This is a genomic window from Vibrio sp. Vb0937, from assembly GCF_033338855.1.
In genome coordinates this window covers 100,948-114,757 of record NZ_JAWOTK010000001.1, presented here as the reverse complement: position 1 = coordinate 114,757, position 13,810 = coordinate 100,948, and the positions used below count along the sequence as shown (strand labels likewise).

At 43.4% G+C, this 13,810-nt stretch carries 10 protein-coding genes; 2 read left to right on the top strand and 8 right to left on the bottom strand.

Translation table 11 applies throughout. The features are described from left to right. Positions 1-24: 24 nt before the first annotated feature. On the bottom strand, positions 25-936 hold the full coding sequence (locus R7P67_RS00575; RefSeq protein ID WP_053308011.1) for a LysR family transcriptional regulator: 912 nt from the start codon (positions 934-936) through the stop codon (positions 25-27). 88 nt (positions 937-1,024) lie between these two features. Between R7P67_RS00575 and catC the strand changes: the two genes are divergently transcribed. Further along, entirely contained in the window at positions 1,025-1,684 is a 660-nt protein-coding gene (catC, locus tag R7P67_RS00570; protein ID WP_213905571.1) for a CatB-related O-acetyltransferase, read from the top strand. 55 nt (positions 1,685-1,739) lie between these two features. On the opposite strand, the gene R7P67_RS00565 is transcribed toward catC, so the two are convergent. The 4 genes from R7P67_RS00565 to R7P67_RS00550 all read right to left on the bottom strand — a co-directional run bounded on the left by R7P67_RS00565 (position 1,740) and on the right by R7P67_RS00550 (position 8,003). Continuing rightward, complete coding sequence (locus R7P67_RS00565; RefSeq protein WP_262653132.1) at positions 1,740-3,419, bottom strand: DUF342 domain-containing protein; 1,680 nt, start codon at positions 3,417-3,419, stop codon at positions 1,740-1,742. 251 nt (positions 3,420-3,670) lie between these two features. Further along, positions 3,671-5,698 carry a tRNA(Met) cytidine acetyltransferase TmcA gene (locus R7P67_RS00560; protein WP_262653130.1) on the bottom strand — a complete coding sequence of 676 codons (2,028 nt, stop codon included), beginning with the start codon at positions 5,696-5,698 and terminating at the stop codon, positions 3,671-3,673. A 105-nt stretch (positions 5,699-5,803) separates the two neighbouring features. Then, on the bottom strand, positions 5,804-6,778 hold the full coding sequence (locus R7P67_RS00555) for a ParB/RepB/Spo0J family partition protein (protein ID WP_226082689.1): 975 nt from the start codon (positions 6,776-6,778) through the stop codon (positions 5,804-5,806). 7 nt (positions 6,779-6,785) lie between these two features. Then, positions 6,786-8,003: an AAA family ATPase gene (locus R7P67_RS00550; RefSeq protein ID WP_005374503.1), complete on the bottom strand. Its 1,218-nt coding sequence runs from the start codon at positions 8,001-8,003 to the stop codon at positions 6,786-6,788. A gap of 1,238 nt (positions 8,004-9,241) precedes the next feature. On the opposite strand from R7P67_RS00550, the gene R7P67_RS00545 reads away from it, so the two are divergent. Next, positions 9,242-11,212, top strand: coding sequence for a replication initiator protein RctB domain-containing protein (locus R7P67_RS00545; protein WP_005374502.1), 1,971 nt, complete (start codon positions 9,242-9,244; stop codon positions 11,210-11,212). 289 nt (positions 11,213-11,501) lie between these two features. Here R7P67_RS00545 and R7P67_RS00540 read toward each other — a convergent pair whose 3' ends face one another. The 3 genes from R7P67_RS00540 to R7P67_RS00530 are packed head-to-tail and all read right to left on the bottom strand — an operon-like array spanning position 11,502 to position 13,752. Further along, on the bottom strand, positions 11,502-11,969 hold the full coding sequence (locus R7P67_RS00540) for a transcriptional regulator (RefSeq protein WP_065275567.1): 468 nt from the start codon (positions 11,967-11,969) through the stop codon (positions 11,502-11,504). Further along, positions 11,969-12,901, bottom strand: a complete 933-nt coding sequence (locus R7P67_RS00535) for an ATP-binding cassette domain-containing protein (RefSeq protein ID WP_017821873.1) — start codon at positions 12,899-12,901, stop codon at positions 11,969-11,971. Before R7P67_RS00535 ends, R7P67_RS00540 begins: the two co-directional genes overlap by 1 nt. A 2-nt stretch (positions 12,902-12,903) precedes the next feature. Further along, a complete protein-coding gene (locus R7P67_RS00530; RefSeq protein ID WP_005374497.1) occupies positions 12,904-13,752 on the bottom strand; it encodes an ABC transporter ATP-binding protein in 849 nt (282 codons plus the stop codon). Positions 13,753-13,810 lie beyond the last annotated feature (58 nt).

Below are 13,810 nucleotides of genomic sequence, written 5' to 3'. Positions count from 1 at the left end.
CAATTGTTGCTAAGTTTGTTGTCGCTATTCGCCGACAGAATATATGTTCCTAAAGTGATCAATGAACGCTCGCGTTCTTCTTGGTAAGTGCTCACGTTTTGGGTAAAGCAGATAAAGCGGCAAAATCGCATCCGTTTGCCATTCTGGCAGCAAACTCACGAGTTTTTCTTTTTGTGCAGGGTCGAGTTTAGCCAGTGCAAATTCATCTAACATGGCTACACCACAGCCAGCCAAAGTAGCATCCAACATGGACTGGACAAGATTAAAACTCAGCGTACTTTCTAACTCAATGCTGCACTGCTGTTGAGTTTGCTTATGCGTAAACGTCCACTTGTCTAACACCAAGTCACGACTTTTATAAAGGATGTGCTCTAAGTCACCAAGATCCTCTGGCGTACTTACATTTGGTTTATCAGCTAAATACGAGCGATGAGCGATCGGTTTACAGTGTAAAGTGCGTAGCTGATGGCCGACGTATCCCTCTGGGGGAGTATCGGTAAAGTAGAATGCGATATCAAACCCAGCCTCAATCAAGTCGAGAGGTGTCTCTGTGAAGATCACTTCGACGCTCACTTGTGGATGTTGCAATCGAAACTCGATCAATGTTTGGCTGAGTAACGCAGCTCCGAAAGAAGCGGACGCCGCTATTCTCAATTTTCCCGATACGATCTCGTTTGCCATGACTTGCTCATTGATCTGCTCAGCGCCTTCGAGCAGTTGCTTTACCTGCTGATAAAACCGCAAACCATCGTAGGTCAAATTAAACTGGCGCGTAGTTCGCTGAATAAGCTGCACCGACAATATGTCTTCAAGCTGTTTAAGTTGCCGACTTACATGCGCATTCGAACAATTCAGTCGCTTTGCTGCACCAGCAATACTCCGTTCCTCACACAAAGCGACGTAAAGTGGTACGTAGCTGAGCCATTTTATTTCCATACAGTAATTCTGAATCTCTAAAATCAAACTACTGGAAATAATAGAAAGCCTCTAAACTCTGTACAACCTAAATTTGAAAGGATGAGTTATGAGTGTTTTCGACACGTGGTTAAAAGGTCAAGTCATTAAAGATCACATCACTAATCCCAATATCATCGTTGGCGATTACAGCTATTACTCGGGCTTCTATCATCAAAAAAGCTTCGAAGAGCAAGCGGTACGCTACTTGTTGGGTGACCCCGTCACACTTCAAGAATGGCAAAGTAGAGAACCCGATAGCATCGACAAATTAATCGTTGGCAAGTTTTGTTCCATCGCTTCTGGAGCCACTTTCATGATGGCAGGAAACCAAGGTCATCGCATTGACTGGATTTCGACCTTCCCCTTCTCTCCTGAAGAATTTGGAGAAGGCGTACAAGACGGTTTCGAGCGTGCCGGAGACACAGTGGTGGGAAATGATGTTTGGATTGGCAGTGAGGCGATGATCATGCCCGGAGTAAACATCGGTGATGGAGCCGTCATCGGAGCACGCACCGTAGTGACGAAAGACGTGCAACCTTATTCGGTAGTGGTTGGAAACAACCAAGTCGTACGTCAACGATTCAGCGATAAAGAGATTGAAACTCTACTCAATATCCAATGGTGGAACTGGCCAATAGAACACATTAAACAAGCAATGAAAGTAATGTGTAGCAGCCAAGTGGGTGCGCTTGCGGACTACTATCAAGAGCACATTGTCGATTTGTAGATAAAAAAAGCCCACACATCTTGTTGCGACGTGTGGGCTCAGTGAGTAAGAAAGCTTAAACCGCAGCGACGTCCTCTTCTTCCAAGTTCGCCGAGACTTTAATTTCGTATTGATTGAAACGGAACGAACAACCGCCATGAGTGCGCTTTGTCGTTACTTGTTCGTCGCCAAACTGCACCGTCACGCGTGTGAAGACACGCTCTTTGGCTTCGACAATATTTTCTTCTAACGCGACTTCAAAGTCATGTTCCGTTTGTTCTAGCTTTTGCTTTATCGCTTCAAGCTGCTCGTTGTTTTGTGTTTTCATCACGTCAATCTGAGCTTGTTCTTCGTCGGTACGTTCGGCTTTAGGACGTTTCTTAAATTCGAGCTCTTTACGAATCACATCCATCGTTCCTTCTTGAGCGCGTTTGTATTGATCTTTGAGCTCTGCTAATCGCTCCTTAAATGCAGAATAGCGCGCGAACGCTTCTACCTTAGTGGCGGTGTCGCCTTCTACGCCCAATTGTAAGCACACCACCTTGTCACCGACTTTTGCATCTCCGCCGCTGAGCGTACCGTTCCTACCGTTCGCATCCAGCACCGTCAGATTGCGCCCACAAACAATATCGTTATTCATGCTGTGCACCGCCAACTCAATATCTTCGCCGGCTTGCAAATCACAATATTGGGCGTAGCTGGCACGAATCGAACCTTTGGCTTTGACGTGACAACTCTTTGGCTGGCCATCACTCACGGTGTGGCCAATGATCCCTTTACCAACTTGAATGTCGTCTTGCGCTTGTACTTCAGCCGATTCAATGAAGCCGCCTACAGTAATAGAGCCCGTCGCTTTAACAATCATTCCGGATTCGATGTTGCCACCGATAATCACATTCCCTTTGAATTTCACGTGGCCTGTATTCACGCCAACGCTATTGAGGCAGAGTGCGTTATCAACTTCGATGGTTTTGTCTTTAATCAGAGGCGTACCGGATACCGATGCAATCAATAGGTTTGGGTCTTGCTTGCTTATCTCAGTGCCTTTGCCCGGCTTCATTGGGCTGTCTTTTCCGGCTTGCGGAGGAATCACTCGCCCTTGAACAGTAAAGCCAGGCGTGCCTTTGGTCGCAGGCGTGCGGCGCATCACCTCATCGCCTACGTCAACCGCGATAGTTTCACCGAGGTTACGTAAATCAATTTTGTCGCTAGCAGATTGGCCGTCTTTGGGTTTGAGGATGCGTTTGGTGATGTCTTTAACAAGAGGAGTAAAAAGAGCGTCTTTGCCTTTGATAGGTTGCTTACCAACCGCTACAGGTTGAGAAAAAGTTTCGCCAGGTTTGAGCTGAGTGCTGACAACCAACACTTTCTTCAAAGCCAGTTTGTTGATGCCTTTCGAAACTCGCGCTTGAGCAAGAGCTTGAACAATCTCGGGGCCACGTAAACCTCGGCCTCCGTACGCACCGACAACGTTCATACTGGCGAGCATGTCATTATTCGACAATTCGACCTCAACTTGTGCGTTGCGTTTTTCTGCAATGACGATGCCTTCGTAAGCTTCAGCTTTACGTTCTTTGGCGCAGTTAATGAACCTAACGACTTCCCCCTCTACAATAAACATCTTTTCAGCGTTCATTGCGACGAGCTGCTCGTTTAATTCATTTTGATTTAGCTCACCACCGAGATCCACTTCACCCGGAAGACGGGCTATCACCTTTATCTTATCTTCAGATAACTCAAGACACAGCTTCCACATACCCTTACCACTTTGCTTCCCATCAACACTTTCAGTCTAACCAAATCCGTTTTCTGAACAAACCTCGCATTTCTTATTATAGGGCTCACGTCACTAAAGAAAGTAATCCATCAATAACGGTTAAACAGGATATTAAGAGAAAACTCGATTTAGCCTAAGGCTCAATCAAAATACACGCTGAAACAAAAAGGAGCTGGATTTACAGTGTAAAATCAGCTCCCAATAATTTCATTTACAGTGTAAATTTCCCTTTATTGTTTACAGTGTAAATCGCTCCAAATGTGTCTTACTTCGTCCCTTAACTGCTGCTCAACTTGCCTTCTTCCAGGTAAACCAAATTGCTGAGCACATTCAGTCCAACTACGGTTAAGAAAAAGCTTACTAATCATCAAGTCGGAAGCAGAGTTCAAACCTAAATTAAGTAACCACTGTTGAAGCCACACAGACACAGACTCATAACTGTTACCACCATCAGCATAACATTCAATTAGTAATAACTTAGCGGGATGAAGTGGACTCATTCCCAAAGGTTGCGGCAATAGAGCTCGAAAAATAGGGGCTTCTAATTTTGGATAGACGTCAGCCACATTGTTAGACAACATTTCTTCAAATAGCGCCTGAGATTGGTCGACCCAAGCCGTCTGTTGGGAATCACAAGGTTTGACCATCAAGACTGAATAACAACCGCTAGCAGCATCGCGCATTGACCCTAAGCGAATTGTACGAAAGTTCGATTGTCGCCAGAAATAGAGCAACTCTTCCGTCGCACCAAAACTCGTGGATAAGTAGGCAATGTGTTTAGCAGCCATTTGCTCAAGTTGCTGCAGAATTTTTTGACCAATGCCTTGGCCTTGCAATGCTGGATGAACCGCAATTCTCATGACTCGCAGCGTCGATAGATTCGCGACATTCGGGAATCCTAGGTGGTTTGCAATCGTAATGGGGGCTAAGTGTCCTTTAGGACGACGCTTACCAAGCTGGATTTCTTCAATCAATTCATCGTCAAGGCCCCCCTCTTCGACCGCTAATATCACCCCCACAACCGCATTATCTTGCTTAGCAAAATAGAGCTGACTGTTGTCGTCTTGCAAAAGGTGAATCAAATCATTCGGCGAGGTCTGATAATGAGCATTCACCAAAAGAGCGAAGCACTCACGCAGCAAACTAGGCTGCGATATCAAATTGTTCTTATCGGCTTTAGAAAGGGAAATTGAGTCGACCTGTTTAAGTTGATGGTGCGTTAACTCCGCATCCAACAAAAACGCGTCATAGAGCCATGATTCAAGTGCATCATTCATGCTCCAGCGGATGGGCTGTGTCATGTGCCATGTTTTCATTCCCGAACGCTGTTTCTGAAGCCAATCAACAAATTTAATCGTAAAGCCCCGGCCACAACCTTCATAACCATGAACAGTCGTAGAAAAAACGAGTCGATGATAATGTTCGGTAATGCTTTTGAGCATAGGAACTGGAATTGCAGCCGCTTCATCGACAAGTAACAAATCACATTCAGGTCTGCTCGATAGAAGTTCGTCAGGAGCAATGAATTGAATGGCTCCCTGCCCTGATTCTAATCTGTCCTTCCTAATACGCTGCGCATTAGGAAGTAGCCGCAAAGCATGTTGGTAAACAGGCTCAACGGCTTTTATAGATGGTGCCGTAATTAAGATTCTAACTGGCTTCTGCTGTAATAAGCTCGCACACGCAATGCCGAGGGCACTTGTTTTTCCGCGCCCACGATCAGCGGTCAAAACTAACGGTCGCTTTCGATGTCCAGTTACCACCTTTTCAATTAGAGAAATGGCATGTTCTTGTTCCGTGTAGTGGCTTTCTTTTTCTGCCTGCTTGATGTCTGGAGCCGTTGGCAATGGTTTGTCTTGCTCAATAACAACGAGCTTCTCCCATTGTTTATGCATCCATTGCTGAGCAAAATTCGCATTTTGTCGCAGCTCAGTAATGACAATAAGAAAACCGCCGCCAACCAATGAGCCAAGCGCGGCGGTAAAACTATTTGCGTCAAAGCCATTTCGAGCATCAAACAATAGAACGTCACACTCTCTGCCTAGCAACATGTGCCCTTGTTTAGACGAAACGCTGGATACGTTTTTCAAACCAAAATCACCAACAGAAAACCAACGTTGATGGCGCTGCGTTTTATGGAACTCTGACATCAACGCATTTTGCCAAGAAGCCTCGCCTTGAATGACAACACCAATCCTTTGGAAAGATTGGTGAGCTTGATGTTGAAGTGATGAAAGGAAATCAGATTGTGTCTGCATTTTGTCTATCCAACGTTGAACTGACGTAATGGTATCACATCTTTAATTTGACGCTTCTCAGATATAAAAAAACCGCCCGGAGGCGGTTGATTCAATCATCATTTGTTATTGCAGTTTGGTTTGTACAAACGCAAGAATCTCTTCCATTAAGCTGTCGTCAACTTTCTTCAAGTTCAACGCCAGGCTGCTACCTTTTCGGCTATAGCTTGCTCGACCTTTTACTAAGTCGACTTTTTCGGTCTTCTTGCCAGGTTTTGCTGGTGCAAGCTCAGCAATCCAGTTTTCGATGCTTTCCGTGACTTCTTTTGTCAGACGAGCAACGCCTTGAGCTGTGCTTCGCTGCCATAAAAAGCCTTCGCTAGAGCGACACTTATCTAACAGCTCTTGCTGCTGCTCCGGCGTTAGCGTTGAAAACTGTTTGTGCAGTTTCACGATAGTTGGACGACCGAGATCGCCAACATTCGGATACGCTTGAAGCAGTTCTAACGGTAATGCTGCGGCTTTTAAAGCACCACTTACCAACGCTTCACTGCACTGGAACATTTTTGCCAATGCTTTCTGATCCTCAGCTTCACCACTATCAAGCTTAGCCTGCATCTCTTTCCCTTTTTCATATAAAGAGAGCGGCTTGTGAGCATTTGCCACATCAGACAAAAACTTAGCATGGTCAGTATTGATGTTGTCAGCAACATAAACCAAAAAATCTTGTTCAGCGAGGATACAAGACATGCGACGACGGCTACCATCTAAAACTTCAATCTTGCCATCTTTAGTTCTACGACCCACAGCTGGATATTGTTGGCCACGCTCTTTGAGTGTGACTAAAACATCAGATAAAGCATGTTCGTTTAAGAACGATTGCTCACGAGCGTTATCAACAAATACTGTTGTTTCTGTCGCAACTTTATTTGCAGGAATACGCACAAGTTCAAACTGAACAATATTTTCACCTGCAACTGCTAGTTCAATCGTTTGAGCTTTCTCTTTTGCCGCAGTTTGCGCCTCTTGCGGAGTCACAACACGACGCTTATTCGTTTTGCCAAATAATTTCGCGTTTAATTCAGACGTTTTCAAAGCCATTTACTTATTACCCCTGATTCAATGACGGCCAATTAGAGTGCAGCACACGCTCTAATTCCAGTGCGCTTTTATGAACAGCGTCCTGCGCGGTAGCTAGTGTCTTCTTACCGCCTTCAAAATCGCTTACTGTCAGATCAAATACTGTGCTGTAGGTATCGGCACAGGTTTCAAACGCACGGCTACGAGGAATAGTAGCCATCATAACTTGGTCACCTAGAAGATAGTTCATTTCAGTTAAAACAGAAACTTGCTTCTTATTGTCGTCCTCAAACATGGTTGGCATCAAGCGAACAAACTCAAGACCATTCCAGTCCTCCGGGAACATTTCATATACCGTAGGCAAATGCTGGAAGAAGTTTACTGTTGAAGCCCAGTCCAGACGCTTAGCCGCACAAGGAATTAGCAAGGCATTTGATGCATACATCGCATTCCATACTAATGGGTCAACGTGTGGACCGGTATCAATCATAATGATATCGAAGTCATCAGCAATTTTATCAATCAGTTGCTCTTTCAGCAGACGGACGATATCGAGTGATGGGTCTTCAGATAGCGTTTGCCATGCTTCCGCATTAAACATCGCGTCTTCTGGAAACGCTGAAATCGACTTTAAGTTCGGATATTGCGTTGGCAGCAATACGTTTTTACGTAAAAATTCACTGTCAATTTCCACACCATCAGGCACGTTACCCAACATAATGTCTACCGCAGAATAGATATTATCATGCTCTGCCATGCTGATTTGCGGGTTGAGGAATAAACGTAGCGAGCCTTGTGGGTCTAAGTCGATTAAACAAATACGGTATCGTTTATCCAAATTTAGCGCTAAACATGCCGCTAAATGAACCGCGGTCATTGATTTACCTGTACCGCCCTTTTGGTTCTGCACATTAATAATCCAAGGTTTGTTACCTGAATTCTTTTTACGCTCATGAAATTTAGGCACTTCAGCCGCATCCATGAGCATGTGTGCTTCTTCTAACGTAATTGAATAATGATTCGCGTTGTTTTTGGTAAATTGATGCCCAGCGGCTTCCATTTTACCAATCGCGTCGTCGAGCTTACGGCGAGTTAAACCAGAACGGGTTTCCATCATCGCTTTCGACATTGGTGGGAAGTAGTTATCGCTTCGCTCTTCTAAAACAATTTCAATACGGTCAGCTTGAACCTGCTGAGTCAGCTCCGCTAACTCAAGAAGGTTTTCAATCGTTTTTTCTCTTTTCATGCCAAATTCCGTTGGAAGGATTTATAATTGCAATTGTACAGCAGTAAAGACCAAAAACAACAAAAAGGTGCACGAACATTTTGAATAACCATCACATAAAAAAACACCCAAATCGACGCTTTTATGATTTATGGTCAAAAAGATAACTATTTTTAATCAAATAATCTTCTCATAAGTGGACACCTAAACTTAAAAATAAAAAGTGTTACAGCGTCACTTATTTACAATGTAAATCAATTTTCTACCGGAACGATTATAATCTTAAGCTAAATTACGGATTATGTTAGACCAACCTAATTTAAACGAAAAATAGTAAGTAATATCGGAACAATAAAGACCTGAACACCTTGATCATGTCTCCGAGCAAAATAGGGCAGTTCCAGCGAAACATCTATGGAAGTATGATCAAGGTATACTTATGATCATGCTTCCGTGTTAATAAACAAATCCGAAAGCATGATCATGGAAAAATTGAGCAGAGTACGGTGTAAACACGCAAATAAAATAAGATCCATTAGTCGGAAATATGATCAAGCCTTAGAATCTCTCGGAAGCATGAGTTTTCTTCTCTGATTTACGGTTGAGTGCAGACAGAATGGGGGATTGAGCAGAAATTGACGGTATAGAAGCCGGAACAATGAAATTGCTCAAGTTGCTATGATAAATCACACTCTCATGATCATGCTTCCTGTAAATAAGCAGAGACTAGGATTTACTTCTAAATATGAGCGACTTGAATGTATTTTAATCAGATGAGTGATATCTCATCAATATGGACGCCAGAACGATAGATATATTGGCTCTTGATCATCGATCCGAGTATAAATAACATCACCAATGCACAATATAATCATCGTGAAGATCATTATTAAATACTGCATCTGTGGATAACCTGTAAAAACATCATGATCATCGTTTCAAGACTCTTTTGATCATCTTTTCATAACCTTAATGATCATGCTTACGAATAAATATGATCATGCTTTCAGGTTATTGTTGATCATACTTTCAGACTTCTTATGATCATAGTTCCGAAATACATGGAAATAATAGTCTTATAGAACAAAAGCTTAGCGAAAAATTTCAAGCCAGATCATTAGATCATATAATCAATTAAGATCAGATTAATCAAAAAGATCAGTTATTTAAAAAACAATCTTTTTTCTTTATTTATGATCTGTTTTTCTTTATTCTTCGGAACCATAGCACAACTACGGCTAGTGTGATCTGGATCTAAAATGACGGCTGATGAAAAAATTCTGATTAAAGCACCGAGAAGCCACAAAGATGGCCATCTTTTTGAGGTACATGAATCCTCTGCGGATTGGGTAGAGCAGTACCAACATTTCAAAGGGGTGACCAAAAGCATCTTAGAGTTGCTTAATCTGATCTCATTACGAGGCTTCAGCAGCAAGGATGGTTTGGTTTCAACCACAGAGATTGTGGAAGCAACAGATGGGCAACTCACACGTGCAGCCTTGCAACAACGTTTGCGCGCGGCAGTAAATATTGGTTTATTTACTCAAACTCCAGTGCGCTTTGAAGAGGGACTTGCTGGTAAAACGATGCTACATAAATTTGTGAATCCCAATCAGCTTATATCTGTGTTGGGAGCAACAAGTCTTGTTACCGACAAAGTTCGCCAGAACGAAAAACAAAAACGTTCGAAAGCATTGGCTCAGACTCAAGTAAACAAACGTTTGTTGAATGAGCACGGGTTAAACACACCTCCCACGATGAAAGATGAAGCCGATCAATTTGTTGTATCTCCAACAAATTGGGCTGGGATCATTGACCAAGCACTTGCGCCACCAAGAACTCGAAAAAGTTATCAGAAATCCATGGTGTCGATCTCTGGCACAAAAGCCGTTATTGAGACGCGATCATCCAAAAATATCATGACTGTGGATGATCTCATGACCCTGTTCGCTCTCTTCACGTTAACGGTTCAGTATCATGATCATCACAAAGATCAGTATCAGCTTGATGCTGCTCACGTACCAAACAAAACGCCGCTATACATCACTGATATTTTGTCGCTCAGAGGCAAAAAAGACAGTGGCCCAGCTCGTGATTCCATTCGCGATAGCATTGATCGCATTGAATTCACTGATTTTCAGCTCCATGAACTTACTGGACGTTGGCTAAGTGAAAACATGCCAGAGGGCTTCAAAAGTGATCGTTTTCGTTTTCTTGCTCGAACCATCACAGCCTCTGAAGAGGCACCAGTGGAGGGAAGCGATGGTGAAATTCGTATCAAGCCAAACTTATATATTTTAGTTTGGGAGCCTTCGTTTTATGAAGAGCTGTTAACGCGCGATTATTTCTTCTTGTTCCCACCAGAAATCCTGAAACAGCATACGTTGGTGTTCCAGCTGTATTCGTTTTTCCGTAGCCGTATGGTGCGCCGACACACAGATTGCATGCTGTTGAGCGAGTTAAATCAGAAGCTTGCACGTAACATTGAATGGCGTCGGTTCTCAATGGATCTGATCCGTGAGCTGAAACGCTTGTCAGACGGCAAAGGGACAGACGATCTTTTTGTGGTGAACTTATGGGGCTATCACTTAACGATCGAAACTATGATCGAGAATGATAAAGTGATGGATTACCAGATCGACATCAAATGTGACGTCGAAGAGGTGCTGCGTTACTCACGTGCTCGTACAACCAACGCAGGCAAGCGCAACATGGCGCCTACGCTGCCAAACCCGCTTCGTAATGAGATGGTAACCCGACAGCAGCTTGAGGAGCTCTCAGGCATCATAGACGGCGAATTTGAGCCCATTCAACGCAAAGCACCGTCTCCAAGAGGAAATTTAGGGCGACGCGTGAAGCAAAGAAAACATTTGGTAGAGATCAATGCTGATGAGATCACCATTACTCTATCTAAATATACCTCACCAGAGGCTCTAGAACGCAGTATAACGGCTTTATCTGCGATGACAGGGCACTCGTATGCCTCAATCAAAGAAGAGTGCTCAGATTACATAGAGAAGCTCGATTGGCTAAGGGTAGGGGATGAGCCGATTCCTTATGAGACATTAAGTAAAACCGTCGAGCTGTTTAACACCCAGAACGATGTCAAGCATCTTACCATCGAGCGCTTGATTGCGGGGTTAGCGGTGCGTCGGAAAGTTTGTCGTCAAATCTTCGATGGTCACATGGATGAAATGGTATTTCGTGCCTTGGATGAAATGGCGATTTAAAAGTGTCGCTTGATGTGTATCAAGCTATAGGTGTGATGTATCGGTTTGAAATGTAACAATGTCTTTCGATGATAAAAAACAGACTTAACTCTTACAAACCACTGACATTAGAAGCCAAGCCTAATACTACTATTTATCCCGAATAGACAACCTTTTGTCCTTTCTGATGATTAATAGATTGGCTCATATTGTTACATTCATTCTGAATAGACTTCGCGAGTTTCTCCTCAGGAAACTCGCTTTTTTTTGCCTAAAATTCCGCTAATTAAGCCTTGATCATTTTTCCGGACTAATGAGGTAAACCTTGATCATGCTTCTTGGATTCATTCCAGTGTAATGAACGCATCAACGCAACATGTGATTCGATTAAGCTATGGGCTTGTTCCTGCCACTTGTTTTGATCACACTGCTGATTACAAAACTCTAACGCCACAACGGTGAGATGCTGAAGTCGTCTCAAACACCAATCTTTGATCAGAATATCAGTCGAGACTTGGCATGCTGCTTGTTCAAGCTTTGCACTCGTATAAAGCAAGGTTTGATATGCTTTCTGAGGGTCTTGGTACCTTGCATGTTGAAACACGCGTAAACATCCATCCAACCAGCAAGCAATCGCTTTACTTTGAAGATCACTCAATTCGGGTCCAAACACGTCATCAGGCACCTGATATAAGATCGTTTCCAATTTTTCTACTTGATCATGTTTCCGCTGTTCGTACCACATGGCGATTTGATCTTGCCAAGTACTCAAATCCATTACGCTGCCTCAGTCCATTGTTTTACATAGTGATTTGGCCCTATTTGATCAAATTCGTCGACAATTATGCTGCTACGTTGACGAATTTCATCGGCATCTATCGAATAGTTTGGCTCATTTTTCACTAAGTTACCAAAAGGTAAGTCAGGATCAGGAACGGCAGAAATCAACAGCTTAGTATAAGGATGCTGCGGATTCTTAAGTATTGAATGAGTGTCGCCCCATTCAACGATTTGCCCTTTGTACATTACTGCGGTTTCTTCCGCGATGTAGTGCGCAGTCGCCAGATCATGAGTGATGTATAAAAAACCAATTCCCAGTTCTTGCTTCATTCGTTGCATTAAATTCAACACTCCCAAGCGAATAGAAACATCCAGCATAGACGTAGGCTCATCCGCAAGAATGATTTGCGAACCTACCGCTAAAGCCCTTGCTAAGTTTACTCGCTGACGTTGCCCACCACTGAGTTCGTGAGGGAACTTATTCAATGTCTCTTCAGGTAGTTCCACCAGCTTTAGGAGCTCTTCCAAGCGGGCTGGGATGTCACGCTCGTTTTTGACTTGTTTATGAATTTTTAAAGGACGTGTTAGGTGATGGCGAATGGTATGAGTTGGATTGAGAGAGCCAAACGGATCTTGAAACACCATTTGTACTTTACTGCGATATTCTTGTAGAGCCGATCGTGACGTGATCTCATTTATGTCAGTGCCATTGAAAAGGATCTCGCCTTCCGTTGCAGGATAGACTTTGGTTATTAAACGAGCGCAAGTACTCTTACCGCAGCCTGACTCTCCAACCAAAGCCAAGGTTTTTCCTGCGTACAGATCAAAAGTCACTCCTTGAAGCGCACGAAAGGTTTCCTCTTTCGCTAAACCACCGCCCACTTTGAATTCTTTAATCACATTTTTCATTTGGATGATAGGCTGGCTCATGGTTACGCTCCTTGTAACTCTGGTTGTTTGTGGACGTCATGGATGTTTGGGAAAGAAGCCCATAGCTTTTGCGTGTAGGGGTGTTGAGGATGATTGCGTATATCGTATGCTCGATTGACTTCGACGATTTCTCCGTGACGCATGATTGCAATTCGATCACATAGTTGGCTCATGAGTGCCAGGTCATGAGTGATAAAGAGGACTGAAAAACCGAACTCATCTCTAAGCTGATAAATTTGCTGTAAAATTTCTCTCTGTACCACTACATCTAATGCTGTTGTGGGTTCATCCATAATGATCAGTTTTGGATTTAGAGACAAAGCAATGGCTATCACCAAGCGCTGACGCATTCCTCCTGAAAATTGATGAGGATATTCTGCTAAGCGTTCTCGAGGAATATTGACCAAGTCCAACAACTTTTCTGCTCTATCTTTTGCTTGAGCGTTAGTGAGGCCTTGATGGTGTCGTAACACATCTGCAAATTGCTCTTGTATCGTTAAGACAGGGTTGAGTGAGTTCATCGCGCTCTGGAACACCATGGCGATTTCACTCCACCTTAGAGCGGTCAGTTCAGAGTCTGAGATACTAAGGATATCTTTGCCATCAAACCATATTTTACCGCCAGAAATGAACGCTGGCGGCTTATGAAGACGATTTATTGAGAATGCGATTGTGCTTTTACCACATCCAGATTCACCGGCAAGACCAAATACTTCGCCTTTGCCGATATCAAAGCTGACGGACTTTACCGCATTAAAATCACCATTATCAGTGATGTAATCGACGCACAAATCTCGGATCTGGATGACCGGGTCATTGTGGTATGCATGACTTAAGTTAATACCATCCATATAAACACCTTATCAATCTAAAAGATAATTATTATCATTATCAGGTGTGGCGGTTTTT

Bases quoted from the DNA above. Each gene is read 5' to 3' on its own strand.
- R7P67_RS00555 (WP_226082689.1), bottom strand. From the start codon at position 6,778: ATGGCTTTGAAAACGTCTGAATTAAACGCGAAATTATTTGGCAAAACG.
- R7P67_RS00565 (WP_262653132.1), bottom strand. From the start codon at position 3,419: ATGTGGAAGCTGTGTCTTGAGTTATCTGAAGATAAGATAAAGGTGATA.
- R7P67_RS00530 (WP_005374497.1), bottom strand. From the start codon at position 13,752: ATGGATGGTATTAACTTAAGTCATGCATACCACAATGACCCGGTCATC.
- catC (WP_213905571.1), top strand. From the start codon at position 1,025: ATGAGTGTTTTCGACACGTGGTTAAAAGGTCAAGTCATTAAAGATCAC.
- R7P67_RS00540 (WP_065275567.1), bottom strand. From the start codon at position 11,969: ATGGATTTGAGTACTTGGCAAGATCAAATCGCCATGTGGTACGAACAG.
- R7P67_RS00550 (WP_005374503.1), bottom strand. From the start codon at position 8,003: ATGAAAAGAGAAAAAACGATTGAAAACCTTCTTGAGTTAGCGGAGCTG.
- R7P67_RS00560 (WP_262653130.1), bottom strand. From the start codon at position 5,698: ATGCAGACACAATCTGATTTCCTTTCATCACTTCAACATCAAGCTCAC.
- R7P67_RS00545 (WP_005374502.1), top strand. From the start codon at position 9,242: ATGACGGCTGATGAAAAAATTCTGATTAAAGCACCGAGAAGCCACAAA.
- R7P67_RS00535 (WP_017821873.1), bottom strand. From the start codon at position 12,901: ATGAGCCAGCCTATCATCCAAATGAAAAATGTGATTAAAGAATTCAAA.
- R7P67_RS00575 (WP_053308011.1), bottom strand. From the start codon at position 936: ATGGAAATAAAATGGCTCAGCTACGTACCACTTTACGTCGCTTTGTGT.